The 18,788-nt window shown below is 38.2% G+C and carries 18 protein-coding genes; 4 read left to right on the forward strand and 14 right to left on the reverse strand.

The window, feature by feature from the left end:
- Together N3F66_11275 and N3F66_11280 are read right to left on the reverse strand one after the other, a co-directional pair.
- Window positions 1-271, reverse strand: a 271-nt coding sequence (locus tag N3F66_11275) for a SufBD protein (protein ID MCX8124722.1), incomplete at its 3' end; no start/stop codon positions are given.
- The gene (locus N3F66_11280) at window positions 271-1,002 is read right to left on the reverse strand and encodes an ABC transporter ATP-binding protein (GenBank protein ID MCX8124723.1); all 732 of its coding nucleotides are present in this window, start codon (window positions 1,000-1,002) and stop codon (window positions 271-273) included. The genes N3F66_11275 and N3F66_11280, both read right to left, overlap by 1 nt.
- Window positions 1,003-1,436: 434 nt before the next feature.
- Between N3F66_11280 and N3F66_11285 the strand changes: the two genes are divergently transcribed.
- Window positions 1,437-3,146: a pyridoxal-dependent decarboxylase gene (locus N3F66_11285; protein ID MCX8124724.1), complete on the forward strand. Its 1,710-nt coding sequence runs from the start codon at window positions 1,437-1,439 to the stop codon at window positions 3,144-3,146.
- Window positions 3,115-4,110, forward strand: a complete 996-nt coding sequence (locus tag N3F66_11290; GenBank protein ID MCX8124725.1) for a hypothetical protein — start codon at window positions 3,115-3,117, stop codon at window positions 4,108-4,110. Before N3F66_11285 ends, N3F66_11290 begins: the two co-directional genes overlap by 32 nt.
- A 138-nt stretch (window positions 4,111-4,248) precedes the next feature.
- On the opposite strand, the gene N3F66_11295 is transcribed toward N3F66_11290, so the two are convergent.
- Window positions 4,249-5,091, reverse strand: a complete 843-nt coding sequence (locus N3F66_11295; protein MCX8124726.1) for a hypothetical protein — start codon at window positions 5,089-5,091, stop codon at window positions 4,249-4,251.
- Window positions 5,092-5,432: 341 nt separating this feature from the next.
- Between N3F66_11295 and N3F66_11300 the strand changes: the two genes are divergently transcribed.
- Entirely contained in the window at window positions 5,433-6,593 is a 1,161-nt protein-coding gene (locus N3F66_11300) for a hypothetical protein (protein ID MCX8124727.1), read from the forward strand.
- 27 nt (window positions 6,594-6,620) lie between these two features.
- On the forward strand, window positions 6,621-7,025 hold the full coding sequence (locus N3F66_11305) for a protease inhibitor I42 family protein (GenBank protein ID MCX8124728.1): 405 nt from the start codon (window positions 6,621-6,623) through the stop codon (window positions 7,023-7,025).
- A 38-nt stretch (window positions 7,026-7,063) separates the two neighbouring features.
- Here the strand turns inward: N3F66_11305 and N3F66_11310 are convergent, their stop codons facing one another.
- The 11 genes from N3F66_11310 to N3F66_11360 all read right to left on the reverse strand — a co-directional run bounded on the left by N3F66_11310 (window position 7,064) and on the right by N3F66_11360 (window position 18,261).
- Window positions 7,064-7,444, reverse strand: coding sequence for an Hsp20/alpha crystallin family protein (locus N3F66_11310; protein ID MCX8124729.1), 381 nt, complete (start codon window positions 7,442-7,444; stop codon window positions 7,064-7,066).
- Window positions 7,445-7,459: 15 nt separating this feature from the next.
- On the reverse strand, window positions 7,460-7,870 hold the full coding sequence (locus N3F66_11315; GenBank protein MCX8124730.1) for an Hsp20/alpha crystallin family protein: 411 nt from the start codon (window positions 7,868-7,870) through the stop codon (window positions 7,460-7,462).
- A 13-nt stretch (window positions 7,871-7,883) separates the two neighbouring features.
- A complete protein-coding gene (locus N3F66_11320) occupies window positions 7,884-8,336 on the reverse strand; it encodes an Hsp20/alpha crystallin family protein (protein MCX8124731.1) in 453 nt (150 codons plus the stop codon).
- A 257-nt stretch (window positions 8,337-8,593) separates the two neighbouring features.
- Window positions 8,594-9,037 (reverse strand): 4Fe-4S binding protein, encoded by a 444-nt coding sequence (locus N3F66_11325; GenBank protein ID MCX8124732.1) that lies wholly within the window; start codon window positions 9,035-9,037, stop codon window positions 8,594-8,596.
- Window positions 9,038-9,045: 8 nt separating this feature from the next.
- Window positions 9,046-9,768 (reverse strand): UPF0280 family protein, encoded by a 723-nt coding sequence (locus N3F66_11330; GenBank protein ID MCX8124733.1) that lies wholly within the window; start codon window positions 9,766-9,768, stop codon window positions 9,046-9,048.
- The gene (locus N3F66_11335) at window positions 9,761-10,951 is read right to left on the reverse strand and encodes a homocysteine biosynthesis protein (GenBank protein ID MCX8124734.1); all 1,191 of its coding nucleotides are present in this window, start codon (window positions 10,949-10,951) and stop codon (window positions 9,761-9,763) included. Before N3F66_11335 ends, N3F66_11330 begins: the two co-directional genes overlap by 8 nt.
- A 968-nt stretch (window positions 10,952-11,919) precedes the next feature.
- A complete protein-coding gene (locus tag N3F66_11340) occupies window positions 11,920-12,573 on the reverse strand; it encodes a class II aldolase/adducin family protein (GenBank protein ID MCX8124735.1) in 654 nt (217 codons plus the stop codon).
- A gap of 90 nt (window positions 12,574-12,663) precedes the next feature.
- Window positions 12,664-13,875, reverse strand: a complete 1,212-nt coding sequence (locus tag N3F66_11345) for an MFS transporter (protein ID MCX8124736.1) — start codon at window positions 13,873-13,875, stop codon at window positions 12,664-12,666.
- 4 nt (window positions 13,876-13,879) lie between these two features.
- Window positions 13,880-15,334 carry an aminotransferase class III-fold pyridoxal phosphate-dependent enzyme gene (locus tag N3F66_11350; protein ID MCX8124737.1) on the reverse strand — a complete coding sequence of 485 codons (1,455 nt, stop codon included), beginning with the start codon at window positions 15,332-15,334 and terminating at the stop codon, window positions 13,880-13,882.
- Between the two features lie 24 nt (window positions 15,335-15,358).
- Window positions 15,359-16,957, reverse strand: a complete 1,599-nt coding sequence (locus N3F66_11355; protein MCX8124738.1) for an FGGY-family carbohydrate kinase — start codon at window positions 16,955-16,957, stop codon at window positions 15,359-15,361.
- A 173-nt stretch (window positions 16,958-17,130) separates the two neighbouring features.
- Window positions 17,131-18,261, reverse strand: coding sequence for a helix-turn-helix domain-containing protein (locus N3F66_11360; GenBank protein MCX8124739.1), 1,131 nt, complete (start codon window positions 18,259-18,261; stop codon window positions 17,131-17,133).
- Window positions 18,262-18,788 lie beyond the last annotated feature (527 nt).

The following is an 18,788-nucleotide window of genomic DNA, read 5'->3' on the forward strand; positions in this document are numbered from 1 at the left end:
TCATAATGATTTCCTGAAGGCCATCTTCGGGCAGCATACCAAAACAAAGATGTACCGGCTTTTGTAGTGTGCTGCCTGCAAGTACTTTCATGGTAACTATCACGCCAGTTTTAGTTTCCTGTGGTTCAACTACAAGTCCTGGCACAAGATGAGCACCAACCACCATATTTCCATTGATGACTAAGTGAGCTATTTGTGGGTCGTTAAGGGCTGCATCAGTCAGACCCATTGTTTTGTATAGCGTTTGTGCAATTTCGCGTTTATCATTCATTACTGTATTTCTCCAAGAACAGGGATGTTTTTATGTTCACAGGGTATGCATTTGTTTTCAAAGTAGCCAGAAATTTTATCTATGCTACCTTTGTCGATAATACTGCCATGACACATCAAGAATGCATGTTCGGCTTTTTTTAACACCGCCATACTATGAGTGATAGTTATTACCGTAGAGCCTCTTTCTTTTAAAAGATTGATAGCATCAAAAATCCGTTCCAGTGCTTCTATATCAATACCAGAATCCGGTTCATCAAGCAGCACCAGCTCTGGTTGCATTACCAAAAGTGATGCCAGTTCAATGCGTTTGCGCTCGCCACCACTTAATGTTTTATCGCATGCTCGGGGAAGATATTCGGCAGTAGATAGACCCACTACCTCCATTGCTTCATCAACAGACATGCCATGATCTTTTTTAGATGCATTGAGATATTGTGCAACAGTAAGCCCTTCAAATCGGGCGGGTTCCTGCCATCCTAAGCTTATTCCCAGCCGGGCACGTTGGTGTATTGACAGGTCATTGATAGGTTTTCCTTTAAAGTAGATAGTTCCGGTTATGTTTCGGTACCCGCTTAATCCCATAATGACATAGGATAATGTTGATTTACCAGCTCCATTAGGGCCTACTATGGCATGTATATGCCCTTCCCAAAAGTCAACCGAAAGGTTATTGAGTATGGGTTTGTTGTCAAGTGATAAAGAAACATTTTCCAGTTTCAGGATAGTCATTATAATCAATCTCCTATGGAAAAATTTATGGATTTTGAAATAGGTATTTATGTTGTACACACATTTTTACCAGACCGCAACGTGCAACGTATGTAACCTGCTGCCTTGCCTGTAAATAATCTAAAATAGCTTCATCATGCTAATGATAAACCATATTGCAGTCAAGAGAGAATTTTAAAAAACTTGTAAATTGGTTATTATGATATCTACTGCTAAGCTTGCTCCATAAGAATAAAAACAAAATTTGGTTATTTACAGTTTTTTAGGCTATATTTACTGTGGACTGTATTAGGAGCTATCGCCAATACATGAAGTACGAATATAATGCTATAAGATAATTTTGTATATTCCAACAAAAGTACTTGATTTATTTGATAATAATTATTTTTGTTGTAATATAATCATCAGCAAACTTATGAACAGTGGTTACCACAATGAGATTGGCTGAGCCTTCGATGGAACATACTCATACCAAAATACCTACCGACCTTGAACATCTGCGCAAGCTATTCATAATGCCTGATTCTCCTGATAAATTCATGCAATTTGGCTATGAGCTTCTTGACTTAATTCATTCTTTCTTCAAGGAAAAAGGTGGTATCCACAGTGAGATTTCACTCCCTGAGTTGGCATGTTTATTCAATAATATAGAAATCCCTCGTGAACCCAAGCTTTTAAAGGATATACTTCAGGAGATTAAACAAAAGGTTATAAAGCACTCTGTCAAGGTTGGCAATCCCTACTACATAGGTCACATGACAAGTGCCATTCCGTATTTCATGATTCTGCTTGAGATGATAATTGCAGCCTTAAACCAGAATCAAGTTAAAATTGAGACAGCAAAAGCGTCAACCTTTGTTGAGCGCGAATTTATTGCATGGATTCACAGGCTCATTTTCCAGAAGTCTGCATCATTTTATAAGCGCAATATTCAAAATCACAGGATTGCACTGGGGAATGTGACTCTTGATGGGACACTGGCAAACCTCACAGCTTTGCTTGTTGCCCGCAATAAAGCATTTCCTCCTGATGAACGTTTTCCCGGCATACGCAAAGCAGGCGTAGCAGAAGCATTTAAATATTATAATATCCACAAAGCAGTGTATATTGTCTCGCAGCGTGGGCATTATTCAATTGATAAGGTAGCGCGAATTACCGGTATTGGCGATAATAACGTCATCAAAATTCCCGTGGATAGCAACAACAAAATCGATATAACTGCACTGCGTAGGGAATTGCAGAGTATTGATGAATATAACAGCACGCATTCTGATAAGATTAAGGTTGTTGCCCTGATAGGTATTGCAGGTACAACCGAAACAGGAAATGTTGATGATCTGTACACTTTGCATAAAATAGCTGCTGAATATAATATCTTTTTCCATGTGGATGCAGCATGGGGTGGATCGGTTCTTCTGGTTAACAAATACCGTCATATGTTCAAGGGTATAGAAAAGGCTGATTCAGTAACATTTGATGCGCATAAGCTTTTATATTCTCCATTATCAATGGGTTTAATATTGTTTAAAAACCCCTATGATCTTACTAACATAATGCATACATCCAATTATATTATACGTCCTGATTCAGTTGATCAGGGAAGGTTTACCGTTGAAGGATCGCGTCCGTTTTCATGCCTTAAACCGTGGGTTACATTAAAGATTTTTGGCACCACCGGCTTTGAAGTTCTGTTTGACCATGCGTTTATGCTTACCAATACCTTAAAAGAGCTTATAGAAAAGCATGAAAACTTTGAATTACTCAATAGTCCTGAACTGTTTATCAATAACTATCGGTTTGTGCCTCAGAGTGTCAGGGCAAAAATTGAACGCATAATGAGTAAGCTGCACAATGCGGATGAGCAAGTTGCAGCAAAATATTGCAAGCGCCTAAAAAAGATAAATGATATACTCAACCAAATGAACATCGAACTGCACCGAGCAATACGCCAGGAGGATAACAGCTTTGTTTCTCGTACCATGCTTGAATCAACACGGTATCGCAAACAACGGATTGTTGTCTTAAGGGCTATCACCGTCAATCCATTAACTACCACTAACATTCTTCAAGAAATTATTGACGAACACAATAAGCTTGGTTTAAAGATATATAATGATTTCAAAAACCGGTTATCGCGAATATAAAGCTTCCCTTTTGATTATAGTATGTATATCTTTACTATTTTCATCAGGAGCGATAAGCACCGCTTTCCCACTTCTGAATAATGGAAAATTATATATTGCTCCATCAGTTCCTGTACCCATTGAAGGTATAGTGCTTGAGTTTTCATCAAAGGATACTGCAATCCTGTATGTGGCAAAGAATGATAAAGCGATAGTAGCGGGAGCATACATGTTGCAGGATAAAAAGGTAATTGAACAAGTTGTTTCTTTGTATTCTGAAAATACAAAAATAGTGCGTAGTGCGTTTGAATCAAATGCTGTATATATCTGCATTTATCAAGATAATAACCGGGCACTATACAGGTGCGATATCAATACAGGGACTGTAACCATACAACAGGGAATTGTGGATTTCATATTACTTTCAGATGGCCTTGTTCTCCTTAAAAGCGATACTACACTTGTATACAATGACTTTACACTACCATTATATTTTTTACAAACCCCAACTATAAAAGGGCAGATTGACAATCGCTTGGTATTAATTTCTGATGGCAATGATACCGAAGTTGTAGATATTACAACACTAAAAGCGGTGTATCGTTACAGTAATGCGGTGCAGTACGCCGTCAGTACCGATCATACCATTGAGATTGCGATTAATGATTTGCCCACCGGCGAAAAGGCAACCAGAGTTTTCTATAAAATCTATTGCAATGGACAGGACTACGGCCGCACTGAGCCAGCTCTATCTATTAATAAATCCACAATTCAGTTAAATGTTGCCAGCGGGCAATATCATGAAATTATAATTGAACGCTGGCGGCTGGATGAAACAGACAACCAATATGTACGTGATAACAATATTCGACAACCAAAGCCCATCACAGTATTTGTGTATCCTGGCCGCATTATGGTTTTTACACTTGTATATAATGGAATAGAATACAAAGTAGTATCAGGATTTAAAATACTTGAAAAATAAAAACCCCACCCAATAGCGGCGTTTTATCAAAATAAAATAATTCACGCTGCCATTAGGCAGCGTGATAGTAATCTTATTATATAAACTTGTTAATACTGTGTATGGGTTCAAAGAGAGCCCACACAGTATGTAATTGCTTTATTTAAACTCGTTTATCTTTTCGCTCTTCTTTTCATCTTTTGATACTATTTCGCGCAAATGCTTGTACTGTGGTGAGTCAATTCCATACTGTAATTCAGCAGCTCTCAGCATGTACAGATTCTTTTTCTGTTTGTACTGTAGCTGTTCCTGTTCAGTCCCCTGTTTGTATTTAAGCAATACGCCTTCCATATACCCGTAGCAGCTTGATAGGTATTTATATGCCCATACGTCATTCTTGGTCTGATCGTTTATTTCAATGTAGCGCTCAAGGATTGGAATACATGGCTTAAGGTTGTAAAGGTCATATTGCGTTGAAACGTATGCCTGATATAACCGAATTTGGAAGTTGACAAATTTGGGGTCTTTGCGTACTTCTTCAAATGTTATCTCATCCATGTGGTTGATAGCTCTTGTAAAATAAGTTACTGCTTTGGTTTTTGCCTCAAATTTCATCATTGCTATCTGGCGTTTTTCCTGTTCGCGACGATCAATCTCCTGCCAGTACCACTGTTCATGGAGATTTTTATTCTTCTGGTTGGTTTCTATCAATTTATTGACGTCGTTTTCCATATCTTCAAGTATATCTATACCAGTTGAATATTCATCTATGGCAAGTTTTAATAGGTTGTCCGAATATTCTTTACTGAGTTTTTCAAGTTCCTGAATTGCTTTTACATAGGGTTTGAAGTCTTTTATCCGCCATCCGGTAACTTCCTCTTTTATTCCTTCTTTTTTTTGTGCTTCTTTTGGTGCTTGTGCTTGTTGAGCACTGGCTACCATACAAAATGAAATTCCTAAAATGGCAACGATAGCGTACAGTAAAAATCTTGTTGATTTCATAGTAAATACCCTCTTATGTTAATATGCACAATATACTTTATACTTTATCATTATGCTATTACACTTTTTTATCGGTTATAAAATATCAAAAATTAAATATTTTTCAAATAGTAACGTGTTGTTTCAAATATTGCAATTTAATTTTATATTTTGAATGTGTGAGTGCTTCTCTATTGGCAGAAATGTAAAATAAAAAATGATTGGACAATTATCACAAGCTTATGTACATTTGAGAAAATTTTATGAAAATATGCTAATTATTTCTAAATTAATGTGATTTATAAAGCAAGGAATAATTAGTGGAAAAATATACTATTTTTAATAACAATTGGAGAAAGTATATGAAAAAGCACTTTATCATAAGTATGGCAATGTGTTTGATAATTGCTTCTATTGCTTTTTCCCAATCAACTTTCAAAAATTCATATAAGGCTGATGTTGAAGCACAAAAATTGAAAAATAAGAAAAGCATTGCTGAAGTAAAGCAGCAACTTGAAGCCATACGCAAGGATATTAAAGAGCGCAACCTCAAATTCAAAGTGGATATGACAGAGGCTCTGAAGCGGCAAATAGAAGAGATAACAGGAGCTGTCCCCCCTAAGGACCTTGAAAAGGAAGCGGAAATACAGACCAGCAGAGGCTTCCAGCTATTTTTGGAATTTTTACAGCGTTTGGCCGAAGCTCAGGCTGCCAAAAGACAGGCACAGCTTGAGCCTGAAAAGAAAGAGCCTGTAAAGCCAAAGGAACAAGAAGCAAAAAAGGAAGAAAAACCTGAAGCAGTAACTCCGGTAAAACCTTCTGAAACATTGCCCGAATCATTTATGCTGGCCGATCCTTCAAAGCCTGTAGTGGATTTCTTTGCATTAGGTTTGATGACGCCTGTGAAGGATCAGGGGCTGTGTGGCAGTTGCTGGTCATTTACCGCCATGGGTGTTGTGGAAGGTTGCTACAAGATTAATAAAAAGGCTGATATTGACCTTTCAGAACAATATATGATTGATTGTGCCCGTGATAAATATGGTAGGGACGCAGGAAGCTGCAATGGGGGGTGGTATGGTAATGTATTTGATTTTATGATGACTAGTTACCCAGTAGAGGAAAAGGTTGCTCCTTACCGTGGATATGAGTATGGTTGTACTCCAAAAAAGCAGGTGCCAATAAAACTTGTTGCTTGGGGGTATGTTCGCAAAGATGGTGGCATCCCATCCGTTGATGAGATGAAAAAAGCATTATGCATGTACGGGCCACTAGCTGCTACGGTGAAGGTTACTCCGGCTTTCCAGGCGTATGTTGGTGGAATTTTTGATGAATTTACTCCAGTAAGCAGCCCTAGGGATGTAAATCATGGCATAATCATTGTTGGCTGGGACGATTCAAAAAAATCTTACAGAATAAAAAACTCATGGGGCGAGCGATGGGGTGAGAAGGGGTACATGTGGATAGAATATGGCTGCAATAACATAGGGTATGGTGCCGCATGGGTTGTTTTGGAAAAGGAATAAACAAAAAATTGGGAGAGGAATATGTATATGAAAATTACAAATCCAGTAATAATCATAGTGGGATTATTTTTACTATTTGCTTGTTCAAAGGTTATGGACAACAATTGTATGACTGTGGATACTCAGAAATATAAAGGAGAGCCAATTACAATTAAGAACGAAGGTTGTGTGACTATAGAAATTGATTCACAGTTGAGTACGGGGTACCGATGGCGTTTTAGTATTAAAGAAAATCCAGGAATTCTGGTTAACAGTGATTACAAGGTACACACTGCTGAAGGACACATTGTTGGTGCACCGGATAAGGAAATATTCACATTTAGGGCAGTAAAACCCGGAAATGCTACGATAACATTTGACTATATACGACCGTTTGAAAAAAATCCAAAACCATTAAAGAGTAAGGAATTTATTATTACTATTGTGGAATAAAAAACTTGCATCCCACATTGGGATGCAAGTTTTAATAATTATTCGGTCTTTATTTCAATCTTCTTTGGTTTTGCTTCTTCACGCTTTGGTAGTGTTATTGTGAGCACGCCGTTTTCAAGGTTAGCGTGAATTCCTTCTACATTAATTTTGTCTGATATCAAGAACTTGCGATTGTAATTGCACAATGTAAATTCACGGTAAGTCAAATTATCGCTTTCAGTATATGCTTCGTCTACCTTACCATTTATTTCAAGCTCATTGTTATTAAAGGTTATTTCGATGTTTTCCTTTGAAACACCGGGTATATCGGTTTTTAGCACATATTCGTTATCAGTTTCATAAATGTCCACAGGTGGAACAAGGCAGTAATCCTTTTTATTAAGATTTCTATTAGTGCGTTTTGCAATCTGGGTTGCCATAACTATCACCTCCTTTTAATTGATAGTTATCTTGCGTGGTTTTACTGACTCATGCTTGGTCAGCTTAATGGTAAGGATACCATTTTGCATTGATGCTTCAACTTTGTCAGGGTCAACATAGTATGGCAACTTGATGGATTTCTTATAGGTTCCAAACTCGCGTTCTTTGCGCAAATACGGCTTGTCAGCATAATCTTCCTTACGGTTCATTTCGATAGTTAATGTATTATCAGCCAGTTGCACATTAACATCGCTAGATGAAACTCCCGGAGCTATAGCCCTAACAATTATATCATCATCTTTTTCGTATACATTGATATAGGGATATTCCACACGCCTACGGGTAGTGGATACTTCATCAAAGAAGCGATCCACCATATCTCTCAGGGCCAATACATCATCTAAAAGATCAAACGTTGTGAACATAGTCCACCTCCTGTTATTTGATATTGATGGTTATGCGTTTGGGCTGTGATACTTCCTTCTTTTCAAAGTCAATAGTCAAAACGCCGTTTTTAAATGTAGCTTTTGCACTATCAGCTTTTACTTCACTTGGCAATGAAATGCTTCGTTTGAATGATCCAAACCTTCGCTCGGCCAGCACATATCGTTTATTTTCTTCTTTGCGTTCTTCTTTCTTTTCACCGCTGATAGTAAGCACATTGTCTTCCAGTGTAACATTGAGGTCCTTTTCATCAATTCCAGGAATTTCAGCTCTTACATGGATAGATTTTTCATCTTCTTCTACATCAACTGTTGGTACCCATGCGGAATCAAAAAGATCAACTGGCTCAAGAGCAAAGAAATCATCAAAAATCCTTTTTACATCTCTTTCAAAAGCTTCAAAAGGATTCAATTTGGTTTCATCTCGTTTTGTTAAACCCCATTTCATAGTGTACCTCCTATGAACTAAAGGTTTTTATTGTTAGCACTCTATATTAGTGAGTGCTAATTTCTGTATATAAAATACTAATAGAAATAAAAATCGTCAAGGTGGGGTTGGATTTTTTTGTTTAAAATTATGCTAAAAATTTTTAAGTTCTCTTCCAGTTTTTATCAAGCAAAGGATGATGATTATAGTCTATCATTACTAACTATAAAATTGAAACAATAGCCAAAAGTTTTATCTTAAGTAAACTGTATATAAAATTAGGGCTTTACAGCCAGTTCTTCTGAATCTACGTCAATGGATATGCCGCTCATTGCCTTCACAGGGCAGGCTAATTTGCACAAGCCGCATGCAACGCACCTGTCGGGATGAAATTCAACCATCATTGTTTGGCGGTTTATCACAAGCGCATCGGTGCGGCACACTGCAGTACAGGCACCGCAGTGCACGCAGCGGTCCTCATCGCGCTGTATTTTATCAGCAAGGATATCAACAATGACTTCTTCATCTTTAAGATAAGCTATGCATGTATCAATGTCCTCAGACTCGCCAGATAGCTGCAGTATGAGCCTACCTTCCTGCTTTGGCAAAATCTTTGCTTCAAGTACGTTGAATATCACATTAAAATCTTTCGCGATACGGTATATAATTGGTTTGTACATTATATGCTGATTAAAAATCAACAGTACATTTCGTGATTCCATAGTTTCCCTCATAGTATTTCAGTAAGTTTAATTTCGCCTTTCACAGCCATCGTATCCCAGTATATCACCAGTGCACCCTTTACACCAGATATACTAGTGGCATACGATACAGCTTTTGCACAGTCGCTATCGCTTTGCACCATATTGCAGGTAGCGGTGGCAACTGCATCAGCTAGTGCTGCATCGGTGGCAATAATGGTAGCAATATCAGCTTTGCCAAAACTAAATGAGCGGCCAAACCTGCCAGATGATGAACAGATGCCGCAAGGTGTCATTTCCGGGGTCAGAGCAAGCCCTAAATTTTTTGAAAACGCAGACCTCCCGGCAAACACACTTACAGTGGCAGGTTCCTGTATATATGCCCATATATCGCCACCGTTTTCTACAATTATCTCTGGGCTATACTCTATAAGGCTTTCTCCCACCATCTGGGCGATAGCACCAGCGACCGCTGCCATGGGGCCAACTCCTGCTAGCATTGAAGCTTGGTACATGCGCCCTACTACCTCAGGCGCTGTAGTGGAAGGCTGTAGCGGGGTCAGAGCATGTAAAAACTGAGGATTGGTATTGATATACCGTTCAATATCCGTGCGTAATGTTTTAACAAGAGCTATCGCCCTGTCATAAAGATTACTGTGTGCACATATAAACAGATTAGTGGTTTCCACACGCACCTCAAAGGTAGTGAAACGCGAATTAATGCTGGTTCTGTATGGCAATGTGTTACTCATGACGTTTATCATATGGCACTGTTGGAAGAAGTATTTGCGGCTCTCCTAAAGTAAACTGTCCACTTGATATCCAATTTTTCAGAATAGTAGCAATTTTAATTGCCATGGGGTAGCTTGAGAGTGGTGCAGTGGGAATGCGTTTGCCACCAATGTCAATAAAACCTGACTTAAGCTGAGCATAACTAACCTCGGCAATCACACGCCCAATAGCGTTGGGATAGTCGTATCCGTAATCAACCACCTGGCAGAAAATCTGTTCATCGGACACACCGGTAAAGAATGCTAAATCTTCGTTTAGAATTGGAATTGGAATACCCACTCCCACCATCAGTGAGCAGCCGTAGCCAGTAATTGATGCACCTTTGATAAATTGAGCTGACATCTGCTTCATGTCACCGGTTACAGCAATAGTACCTGCACCTGAGCGCACTACGCCGTTTTCAGAGCGTGGTGCAGTGGGATTATGTTGCGTGCCACGCCATGTAACCGCACCAACAGCACCTCCTAAGAAAATCTTTGTGCCAACACCAATTGTCCAGTAATACGGGTCATTTAAAAGAGGGCTGAGCTGTCCTGCACTGGAGTAGGTGGCATTGCCCATATTAGGGCGCAGTATTCCCATATAGGTGTATATGGTTTTTTTAGACTGATTGACTGCACAGTTATAGTTTTGATAGGCATTGCGTGGATTATATAAAAATGCATCGCGCAAATCATGAATAGTGACTGTAGCTTCATATTCGCGCAACGGATAGCAATCAGTGCCGTAACTTTTGGCTTTGAGCTTAACCGGCTTGCCTGCAATTAAATCCTCAATGACATGTCCCCCACCATATTTAAAACGGCCAGGATGTACTTTATTGAGTGGATCATCCTCCTGCACCTGCGTTGCACCAATGTAAATATCTACAGCTGCAAGTCCTGCGTATGCCTCAACATCATTAAGCCATACTTTTGAAGCTTTTATCTTTGGCTTAGTGTGCCCAAAGTTTATAAAAGCACCGGACGAACACATGGTGCCAAACGTCCCTGTAGTTACCACATCCACTTTTTTGAAGGCTTGCTTATAGCCTTCGGATTTTACTATTGATGTCATCTCTTCAGCAGTGACGACAACAACATCACCTTTTTTTATCTTTTCGTTAATTTCTTCATAGCTTCTTTTTATTACGATATCGCTCATTGCGGTTTACCTTATGTATAAATTTTGTGGAATAACAGTATGTGATGTATAGATATAAACAGGCAAGTAAAAATTTTTAAAATAAAAATCATATAGATGTAACTTAAACTTTGAAATGCAACTTCTAAATAATGGTATGAAAGCTTATTTAATATGATTTTAAGATTTTCTGATTTCCTTAGTTCATTATTGCTTTCTGATATTGCACCAACATCATTATCTGCCAATTGTGCAAAACTTTTATTTTTTGCATATGGCGACGATACTGTGTGTTTATATATTCATTTAATTATCATTGATATAGTGCATAGGGATTTGCAAAATAGACCTCACACCCCAAAGCTTCCTCTATCTTTCTATAATGGTTAAACTCTTTCCCATTATCGAAAGTGAGAGTGATGGTGGATTATGTATATCAGTATTCACAAATGTTGCTACATATAATAAATTGTAAATATAAGCATATACATTTTGATAAAATTTTAAAGTTTTCAGATAAAGGAATTAATGGTGAAATAAAATAGAAAATTAAGATCAAGGTAAGTAGCGTAATTAGTATTCTGAAATCAGAGGAGGTTGATAAAGGTGTAATTGGAAATATAGTGAGTTATCATTCCTATAAATTTCAAATAGAAGAGATAATAATGGGGAAAAAACAAAAGCAATTGTTGTAATATATTTGAATAAGAAATAACGCAATTGTTATTATTCCAGAAGATAAAAATTATGGATTCAAGCAAGGTGCACACAGATGAGCGTGCACTGTGGCAATGGTTGAGACTCTTTACAATGGCACGCAATCAACGAGTATTACCATGAGCTGTCGCCACAGCCTTTGTGTAAAGGGATAATAAGGGCAGCAGGAGCTGATGTTTGAAGCCACACTGCCCTTGGGAAAGGTGTGCTAAAATATGTAAAATTATTGATACAACAATTTAATTATTGTTTTAGAAAAAAATAAAAAGCTATTACTTACCAAAAAGTTGTCGTATTACCTGCAGTATTGGTTGGGGCAAAGCGTGTGGTTGTTTGCCTGCTGCAAGTGAATAATAATACACCATCGACACTTTCTCAAGCATTTCTGCATGAAGGCATGCCTGTTCAAGGTTTTTGCCCAAAGATATGGCTCCATGATTTTGTATGATGTAACATTTACATTTGTTTGTTACTGTAGCGGCAACATTTGCTGCCAATTCAGGAGTACCTGATAATGCATAGGGCACAAATGCAACTTCATCACCAATGGCAAATGCAATCTCATCAAACATGGCTGGCAGTGGCTTTTCAATATTCATAACCGATAGTATGCTGGCATATATCTGATGTGTGTGCACCACTGCGTTGCAATCAGACCTGTCTTTATAGATTGCAAGATGTAGTGATAGTTCCATGGTGGGCTTTTTTCCTTCAATGACAGTTTGGTTGTAATCCACAATGCAGATATCATCAGTGGTCATATCCTTATACGGAAGACTTGAAGGTGTAACTGCAATGGCATCTTCATTTTCAATTCTACACGATATGTTGCCGCCGCTGCCTAATTTTGTTCCAAAGAATCCATGTTCGTTAAGCCATTTACACCAGTATAAAATTTGTTCCTTATATTGCGTGTACTTTGACATTGTGGCCCTCCTGTAGTAAAATAACTTATCCTGAAATGACAAATGCCTGAAAAAAGAAACATTGCAACACGTTCTTATAAAATTAATCTTTTATGAACCAATTAATTGCGATTCCTTTAACTGTAATGTTAATAATGCATTTATTACCATTAGAACAATAAATGCAATCATAAACGGGGTCATTGCTCCTGTTTCAGTTCTGAAAGCGTCCATTGCAAATATAAAGATGATTCCTGATATTTGTCCTGACAGTAATAGTAATCCCTGTGAACTTGATTCGGGCGCAGGATAAGAGATTTCGGCAGCATACTGAAATCCAATTGGTCCAGCACTCATCATAAAAAAGCCTAAGATAAAACTGGAAATTAACAATACAGTAAAGTTGTTTGCAAATGTTAACCCTGCAAGCCCCGGTACAACCAATGACATGCAAAGTGTTAAGAATGCTTTTCGCTTTCTGTAATGATCCGATAACAGTGGAAGGATAATGGCTCCAAGAATACCACCTGCCATCATGGATGCACCGGTAATTCCCGCTTGTTCTGAGTTGAATCCACGAGGCTGTAAGATCTGCTCAATCCATGTTGTTACAGCATTAAACATCCCCAGACCAATAAAGAAAAGAAGTATTACCAGCCACATCTGCTTTAAACTGAATATATGTTTGAGCCCTTCTTTTACCCTGAAACGATCTTCCTGTCCCTTTTCACATGGTGGGGTGGGTGGTTCTTCTTTCATGAACACAATAAATACAACTGAAATAGCACAACTGATGATACCATATATATACATTGTCTGAGGTATGTTGTAGGAGTGTACAAGAAATGGTGTTGCGGCAAGTCCACATATTATTCCTAGGTATTGTGCTAGTGATGCGATGCCGGTTGCTGTCGCCCGCTCTTCTATGGGAAACCATTTTGCAGAAAGACGTGTATATGCATTGAGGATAAATGGCTGAGCTATCGCCAGAGCTATTTGTGTTATTACTATTATAACAAATGACTGCGCATATAAGCCTTTTATCAACCCAAAAATTCCGATGAGTGCTGCACCAATCCCTATACCCAATTTTATGCCATGTGTATCAATGATGTACGAGGCAGGAATTGAGATAAACACGTAGACAATCATAAACAACATTGATAAAAGGCCTATCGACAGCGGCGTAACATTGTAATACGCCGCTGCTTCTGAGGTGATGCTGGCAAATGATATCCAGTGAATCTGTATGGCAATATTCAGCAAGGCAAAGATAAATAAAATAATCCATCGGTAACCATAAACTTTTATATCCTGTGTCATGTCATTACTCCTTAACAGGTTCAAAATATTTAAATACCCTATCAAATCGTTCCAATGCAGCATCTATAACATCATCTGTATCAGCCATACTGGTATAGATACGGCTACCTGCCAGTGTAATTATTCCTTCCACCATCAAAGCTGCACCCAGCTCTTCCATAACTTTTCGGCGCTGACCCACCTGTTCAAAAATCTTTGGGTTAGAAAGTTCCATAAGCATTGCAGCACCTGTTTCCATGTGGCAGATAGAACCATGATTGAATGCAACAAATGGTAGGTCGTATCGTTTGAATATCTCCTGAAGTCCTTGTGTGAGCTTATCGCCGGCTTTGCCTGCTTTGATGTGGGCCTGTGTTTCTTCAATTGCTTTGATGGCAAAATATCCGGCAGCGCAGGAAAGTGGATTTGCCGATAGTGTGCCGCCAACCATTGCACGTTTCTTTAATCCTTGAATGCCAGCAGCAAATGTTTCCATTATTTCTTTTCTTCCACCAACACCACCTGCTGCAGGGTAACCACCTGCAACGCATTTGCCAAATACAGTTAAATCAGGCTTGACACCAAAATACCCTTGAGCACCACCAAGGCCAACTCTAAATGCAGTGACTACTTCATCAAATATCAGCAATGAATTATATTGGTCGCACAATTCACGTACTTTTGCATTGAAATCATAGTGCACAGGGCGTGTGCCACTTTCAGGGCCCAGCGGCTCAAGAATAACTGCAGCAGTACCACCTTTTGATTCGTTTTCTTTTAATAGTTTTTCTAAGCCTTCGATATCGTTGGGATAAAATTCTTGTATGTAGGTAAAACAGCCTTCAGGGATACCGTGCGAATCAAGTGTCCCAAGTCCTGGTATACGCATTGCAAACACCATCTGATCACTCCAACCGTGGTATGCGCCACCAACCTTAATAATAAACTTTTTATCTGTAAAACACCGTGCAGCTCGTATTGCAGCCATGCACCCTTCAGTACCACTTGCAAGTGACCTGAATAACTCAACTGATGGGATATGCGAGTGTATGAGTTCAGCCAGAAGTAATTCGTATTCATGGAACAAACCGGTGACTGGCCCGCAATCATTAATGACTTCAATTACCTTATCGCGTACAGGTTTATAATTGCTGCCCAACACTGTTGGACCACCAGCCTGGAGGAAATCAATAAATTGATTGCCATCAACATCGTATAAATATGCTCCATCTGCTCTGGTGATTGCTAATGGGAAAGGATAGTTGAAGGCAAGATTATGCTGCACACCACCCGGTATTCTCTGCTTTGCTTTTTCAACCAGTTTTTTTGACGATGCAAACTTTGATTCAAATTTTTCTAAATATTCAGCCATTTTGCTGCGGTTAATCTGATATACTGGCAGTTCGTTTGCAAGTACTCTTAGTTTTTCCAAAATTTCTTTTGAGTCTGGCCAATGGGATATTGCATATTCCTGTTTCATAGTATTCCTCCTATAAAAATTATACTAATAATTCAGAACCTTAAAAAGTTCCTTATTCTTTTCATACAGTTTAGTAAAAACTTTGAAGTTCCGCGTGTACATATCAGCATACTGTGATTGTGGCAAAAATGTTTTTCGTATACCAACCAATCGTTTTGCTTCACTAAATGATGGTAAAATACCCAACCCAACAGCACACACTACTGTTGCGCCAACAGTACCAGCATTAATTTCATTTTCAATTGCTTCAATCTTTCTGCCTGTGACATCAGCCATTATCTGGCACCATACATCGGATTTTGCACCACCACCGGCAAAGCGCAGTACTTTTTGACGCGGTATCTTTTTTTCCATTGCTTCTAACATCCAGCGGATGTGAAACGCAACACCTTCAAGAACACTCCGTATCATCTGCCGCTTACCTGTCGTCAGGCTAATATTAAAAAACATTCCTCGTGCATAGGGATCTTCGCGAGGCGAACGGTTGCCATGAAGCCATGGTGTAAACAGTACATTCCCAGCACCTGGTGGTGTTTGCATGACAACCTGATTGAGGAAATCATACAGTGATTCATATTCTTTACTTTTATCTGCAATGTGGCGTGCTTTTAGATACATCCCAATCTCATCAAGTGCCAGGTGATCACGAACCCATTTTAAGCATGCACCTGCTGTTTCCTGTTCAGCAACATACACGTAATGATTGGGGATAGCTCCTAATATAGAGGCAATAAAGTTGCCAATGTCAACCATGCGTTTATCAACATTGGAAGAGACCCACCCGCTTGTGCCAACATAAATATTGGTATCGTAAAGGTCAGTGCAGCCCGAACCAACAAGTGTAAGAGGCACATCGCCACCACCACCAAATACAGGAATGCCTTCAGCAATTCCAAGTTCTTTGGCAGCTTTTTTAGTAATTGTACCGATAGTATCTGTTGAATAAAACACGGGAGGAAGGTGTTCCATATTGATGTCAAAGGTTTTACAAAGCCCCTTATGCCAGCCAAACTTGCCTTTGCGTGTATCATAAATAAAGGTGACGTTTGCAGAATCCTGAGTCATGCCAAGCTTTCCAGTGGCCCTAAAAATCAAATAATCCTTCACATCAAGCCACTTATATGTTTTTTTGAAAATTTCGGGTTCATTGTCCTTTACCCAGTGATATTTCCATAATGGGTCTTTTGGTGTGGCAGCAAGCCCACCAGTAATCAGCAAAGATTTAATAGTCTTAATTGCATTCCACTTTTCAATTTTTATAAGCCCTCTGTATAGGTATTTTTCAATCTGTTTTGTTGCACGCTGATCCAGATAGCTCATGGGATTTCGTAGCGCATTGCCATCTTTATCAATAAATACACACCCCTGCATCTGAGCACAAAACGCCATTGCTGCAATTTTACCTGCTGGAATAGCAGTGTGTTTCATGACAGTCTTTGTTGCTTTACATATAGCGTCCCACCACTGATCAGCTTTTTGTTCAACACCGCCTCCTGGCAGCATATACAGTGGATATTCAACAAGGCAAGAATCAATAAGTGTTATTTTTCCATCAACTTTATATAAGCAAGTCTTATTGCCTGTTGTTCCAACATCATGTGTGAGTATGTATGTAGTTTTCATTTGAGTTCCTCCACAAAAATTTGTTTTTATAAAATTATTGATCAGATATATTGTAATTAAAACTCATTTACTACACATGTTTAAATCTAAATGCTAAATCACGTTGAGTATGACATTGATGAGTATGTTTACTATATTGTGATTACAGTTTTGTCTACGCAATATCTGATTAATCAGAATTTGCTATTGTTTTTGCGGTATGCAGTAGGTGTGGTATTACATATTTTGTGGAATGCGCGGTTAAACGTTGAAAGGCTTTCAAAACCGGTTTTAAAGGCGATAGTTACTATTGATTCGCTGGTTGCTGTAAGTAAATCTTTTGCGTAGTTAATCCGTAGTTCATTAATATAGTCAGGAAGTGATCTGCCGGTATATGCCTTAAAGAGCCTGCTAAATGTGTCTGGATGTAAATCAATCATTGCAGCAAGCCCTTCACGAGAGATGTCGAAACAAAAATTTACATGGATGTATTCAATGACACTCTGGATTTTTTCTGAATGCGTGGATGAAAGGTGTAACATTTTTTTTTCTTTATAATTCTTGTTATGGTTGGCTTCATTTTCCGCAATTTTTCTGTTAAGTGTAATTGTAAGCTGTTCAATTTCTTTGTGAAGTGTAACAAATTGTGCTTGAAGGATATATGCCATTGAGATTATTACAAAAAAGTATGCATACTCAAGAACATATATACATTGATATACGCCTTTCCCAACCATGACGTCATTAATGCTAGCAGCCAAAAATACTAAAAGGCTAAAAAAAAGAAATTTAATATGAGTGTCACCATAACGGCACCATATAAAAAGCTTATACAGTAAATAGATTCCAGTTACAAGCATAGCGATGTATTGAAGTATATACACAATTCCAGGATCTGCTTCGTTATATGTAACAGATATCCCTAATAGGGAGAAAGTCCTGATATAGGGATTATCTGGGTTGACAGTATATGAACTCTGCAACGTTACACCAGCAATAATAAATAAACCCATAACTAGTGTTATGAAGTATGCAATTCTGTGTTGTAAATGTACTAAAGAGGCAATAAACCATGTGATGGCTATAATAAAAAATGCCAGTACAGCAAATTGTATACGTTGATACAGTGTTGATTGCACAGGTGAGGGGGACATATACAAAAGAGCCGAGGCAATATCGTATATAGCTATTGTAACGCACATTATCGCAAACCATATATGTTCAGGTTCATTGCGTCTTCGTATATACATAAGAGTGTAAGAAATGGCAACATACAGTGCAATGGAAGCCATAAGGAGAGGGGGTATTGATATAAGCGTTAACATTTGCTATCATTCTTATATTTTGTGGTATTATTTAAAGAACAAATATAAAAAATTGCAAGAAAAAATGAAAAGTAATTTTGATAGGTGAATAACAAAATATTTTATATAAAAAAAGTGAATAATAAGATACTCACCTTTTTATCACACCATTAATTCCTTGAACTGAAAACTGTTAATTATTCTCACAATGTATATGTTTATATGCCCAACTAATAATGTTTATTATTATTTGTGAATATGGATACAGTAATCTTACATCACCCTTAAAGGTGCAGCATTGTTCATTTGTACTATTAGTACCAATAAATAGGCAATGAGATCTAAGTACAATTGAATCATTACTCCTTTGTGGTAAGCGACTTAACCAGTGATTCACTTTTAAAAAACATCTTGATTCAATAAAATGCAATTTCAATCCATTTTTGTGCTTCCTATGCTGTGCCCACTTCATCGTTACAGTCGCAGTTAAAAATGATAAATCGATTCAGCGTCCATAGTACATTCCCACATATTGATGATATAACAAT

It is taken from the genome of Spirochaetota bacterium (assembly GCA_026414805.1).
In the GTDB taxonomy this organism is placed as follows: Bacteria; Spirochaetota; UBA4802; order UBA4802; family UB4802; genus UBA4802.

Excerpts from the sequence above, each read along its gene's own strand:
- N3F66_11350 (MCX8124737.1), bottom strand. The coding sequence starts at position 15,334 with ATGAAACAGGAATATGCAATATCCCATTGGCCAGACTCAAAAGAAATT.
- N3F66_11330 (MCX8124733.1), bottom strand. The coding sequence starts at position 9,768 with ATGAGTAACACATTGCCATACAGAACCAGCATTAATTCGCGTTTCACT.
- N3F66_11315 (MCX8124730.1), bottom strand. The coding sequence starts at position 7,870 with ATGTTCACAACGTTTGATCTTTTAGATGATGTATTGGCCCTGAGAGAT.
- N3F66_11355 (MCX8124738.1), bottom strand. The coding sequence starts at position 16,957 with ATGAAAACTACATACATACTCACACATGATGTTGGAACAACAGGCAAT.
- N3F66_11310 (MCX8124729.1), bottom strand. The coding sequence starts at position 7,444 with ATGGCAACCCAGATTGCAAAACGCACTAATAGAAATCTTAATAAAAAG.
- N3F66_11280 (MCX8124723.1), bottom strand. The coding sequence starts at position 1,002 with ATGACTATCCTGAAACTGGAAAATGTTTCTTTATCACTTGACAACAAA.
- N3F66_11320 (MCX8124731.1), bottom strand. The coding sequence starts at position 8,336 with ATGAAATGGGGTTTAACAAAACGAGATGAAACCAAATTGAATCCTTTT.
- N3F66_11300 (MCX8124727.1), top strand. The coding sequence starts at position 5,433 with ATGAAAAAGCACTTTATCATAAGTATGGCAATGTGTTTGATAATTGCT.
- N3F66_11345 (MCX8124736.1), bottom strand. The coding sequence starts at position 13,875 with ATGACACAGGATATAAAAGTTTATGGTTACCGATGGATTATTTTATTT.
- N3F66_11340 (MCX8124735.1), bottom strand. The coding sequence starts at position 12,573 with ATGTCAAAGTACACGCAATATAAGGAACAAATTTTATACTGGTGTAAA.
- N3F66_11360 (MCX8124739.1), bottom strand. The coding sequence starts at position 18,261 with ATGTTAACGCTTATATCAATACCCCCTCTCCTTATGGCTTCCATTGCA.
- N3F66_11290 (MCX8124725.1), top strand. The coding sequence starts at position 3,115 with ATGATTTCAAAAACCGGTTATCGCGAATATAAAGCTTCCCTTTTGATT.
- N3F66_11295 (MCX8124726.1), bottom strand. The coding sequence starts at position 5,091 with ATGAAATCAACAAGATTTTTACTGTACGCTATCGTTGCCATTTTAGGA.
- N3F66_11325 (MCX8124732.1), bottom strand. The coding sequence starts at position 9,037 with ATGGAATCACGAAATGTACTGTTGATTTTTAATCAGCATATAATGTAC.
- N3F66_11305 (MCX8124728.1), top strand. The coding sequence starts at position 6,621 with ATGAAAATTACAAATCCAGTAATAATCATAGTGGGATTATTTTTACTA.
- N3F66_11335 (MCX8124734.1), bottom strand. The coding sequence starts at position 10,951 with ATGAGCGATATCGTAATAAAAAGAAGCTATGAAGAAATTAACGAAAAG.
- N3F66_11285 (MCX8124724.1), top strand. The coding sequence starts at position 1,437 with ATGAGATTGGCTGAGCCTTCGATGGAACATACTCATACCAAAATACCT.